Source organism: Kineococcus sp. TRM81007 (assembly GCF_022669155.1).
In the GTDB taxonomy this organism is placed as follows: domain Bacteria; phylum Actinomycetota; class Actinomycetes; order Actinomycetales; family Kineococcaceae; genus Kineococcus.
In genome coordinates, this window is sequence record NZ_JALBVB010000048.1 from 1 (window position 1) to 2,234 (window position 2,234).

Annotated in this window: 4 protein-coding genes; 1 reads left to right on the forward strand and 3 read right to left on the reverse strand. The window is 74.1% G+C overall.

Annotated elements, in window-relative coordinates; translation table 11 throughout:
• Window positions 1-224 (forward strand): hypothetical protein (locus MN205_RS08735; protein WP_242126329.1); only part of this gene is annotated, 224 nt, incomplete at its 5' end.
• On the opposite strand, the gene MN205_RS08740 is transcribed toward MN205_RS08735, so the two are convergent.
• From MN205_RS08740 to MN205_RS08750, 3 genes are read right to left on the reverse strand one after another with little or no spacing between them, the layout of a single operon-like run.
• Window positions 175-705 (reverse strand): nucleotidyltransferase domain-containing protein, encoded by a 531-nt coding sequence (locus MN205_RS08740; protein ID WP_255818545.1) that lies wholly within the window; start codon window positions 703-705, stop codon window positions 175-177. The two genes, MN205_RS08735 and MN205_RS08740, sit on opposite strands and share 50 nt — an antisense overlap.
• Window positions 702-1,262 carry a hypothetical protein gene (locus tag MN205_RS08745; protein ID WP_242126333.1) on the reverse strand — a complete coding sequence of 187 codons (561 nt, stop codon included), beginning with the start codon at window positions 1,260-1,262 and terminating at the stop codon, window positions 702-704. Before MN205_RS08745 ends, MN205_RS08740 begins: the two co-directional genes overlap by 4 nt.
• Window positions 1,259-1,702, reverse strand: a complete 444-nt coding sequence (locus MN205_RS08750) for an NUDIX domain-containing protein (RefSeq protein WP_242126335.1) — start codon at window positions 1,700-1,702, stop codon at window positions 1,259-1,261. Before MN205_RS08750 ends, MN205_RS08745 begins: the two co-directional genes overlap by 4 nt.
• Window positions 1,703-2,234 lie beyond the last annotated feature (532 nt).

A 2,234-nucleotide genomic window follows, 5' to 3' on the forward strand; every position in this document is an offset into this window, starting at 1 on the left:
TCGGGCAGGTCGCCGCGACGGGTGTGAGCGTCGATGGCATCCAGGGCCGCTTGCACGTCCAGCAGGCGCTGGCGGGCGTGCCGGCTCACGCGAACACCATCGCCCCAGTCGTCGTCGCCGCCCTCGTCGCCGCCCTCGTCGCCGCCCTCGTCGCCGCCCTCGTCGCCGCCGAGCTCACAGGGTCAGCAGGTCCGCTTCGACGTTCGCGCGCACCTCGGGTCTGAGTCCGTCCTCGGGGACCAGGTCGACGGGGGCCCTGAGGAGGTCTTCCAGTTCCCGGCGCAGACGTCCCAGGGCGAACAGCCCCGTCCCAGCCGGTAGGTCGACGAGCAGATCGACGTCGGAGTCAGCGCGTTCGCTGCCGCGGGCGGTGCTGCCGAAGACGCGCACGTGCTGCACGCCGTGGGCCGCGGCGATCGTCTTGACCTTGCGCCGGTGCCGGCGCAGGCGCTGTCCCAGGGGGCCGGACAGCGGGGCGGTGGCCGGGGAGTCGGTGGCGATCAGCGAGGCGTCGAGCAGGTGGCCGCTGGCGCGCAGCAGGTGCAGCAGCACCGGCAGGGAGGGTTGGCGCTGTCCGGACTCGTAGGCGCTGATCACGCTCTGGGTCACTCCGGCGCGTTGCCCCAGCTGGACCTGCGTGAGCCCGGCGCGACGGCGCGGCCATCGCCGAGAGCGCGACGTCCGCCCCGTGAGGGCGCCTCTCAACCCAGGGCGTCGAGGAAGCGGGCCGCGCCGACCACGACCGTGTGGAGTGCCTGCAGTGAGGCGTCGAGGTCTCCCGGCACCTCCAGGGAGTGGTTCGCCCTCGGCAGCTCGAGGACTTGCTGGCCTGATCGGGTCGCGGCGTCCGAGTCCCAGCAGGGGTCGGCGGAGCCCCCGACGAGCAAGGTCGGAACGCCGGCTCTCGTGGCGGCGGCGCGGACTCCCGGCTCGCGCAGCAGCGGGGTGAGCCAGATCCCCGGCAGGTCCAGTTCGACGGCCAGGGGCAGCAGCCGGGTGGTCAGCGACTTGGCCACCACCAGGTGCCGTGGTGCCTGCACCGCACCGATCAGGTCGGGTGCGAGCTCGTGCAGCTGCTCGGGTGAGGGCGGGGTGCCCCAGCGCACGGTGCGAACGGTCCACCCCTCGGCGTGCAGCAGCAGCCGCAGGTGGTGCAGCAACGGGGCGTCGCAGGTGTACCCGCGTCCGGGCAGGACGGTGGCGACGCGATCGCCGTCCCCTTCCTCGGTGTGGACGTCGACCGGTGGGTGCTGCGCCGTCACCTGCGTTCCTCCGATCCCCACGGTGCTCGGCCGGCCGGGTGGAGCTGGTCGAGCAGGGCCCGCAGCACCTCGTGCTGCTCAGGGTGGGCCCAGGCGAGGTCGTCCAGCTCACCGCGGGTGCACCAGGCGAGGCTGTCGTGCTCGTCGGGTCGCAGGTTGACGGGGGTCCCCAGCCAGCCGAGCACCCGCCAGGTGCTCAGGTGCAGCTCATCGCCTCGCGAGGGCGAAGGAACGTCCGAGCGGGCCAGCGGTCGGTGGCCGATCCCGGTGACGGTGACACCCAGTTCCTCCGACAACTCCCGCTGCAGCGCCTGAACCTCGGACTCACCGTCCTCGACGTGCCCACCCGGCAGGGCCCAGCGACCGGGGTAGGCCGCTCGGGTGCTGCTGCGTCGGGTCAGCAGGACTCGTCCTGCGTCGATGAGGGCTCCTGCGACCACGTGGTGCACCGGGTGAGTGCAGCACGGCCCGGTGCCGGCACCCTCCGTGGCCCCTGCACCGGGCGAGGCGCCCCGCCGCCGGGTTGGTGGTGCGGTCGACGACCCCGCGGGGTGGGCGCCGGTCCTGGACGGTCCGGGTCGCGCGTCCTCCTGCTCACAGGTGCGGGGTGGGTGCTGGTGATCGTGCGCTCAGCCGACGCGGCGCGAGCGCACCGCCCCCAGCCGGGGCGAGCAGGTGCCGGTGCTCAGACGGGCGTGCTCGAGGGAGCCCACCGCGTGGGCGGTGTCTCGCCGGTGGTGGCCCGGCGGTCCTCGGCCACGGAGCTGGAGGTGCCGCGGTAGCTCACGCCCCTCCCGACCGCGTCCCGCCGACGTCGAGGGGGCCGGCGCCGGTGGGAGCGCGGTCCGGCGGGTCGATCGGGGCGGCGGCGTCACCTCGATTTGGCCCGGCGTCCACGGTGACGTAAGGTCGTCTCATCGACGCGGGGTGGAGCAGCTCGGTAGCTCGCTGGGCTCATAACCCAGAGGTCGC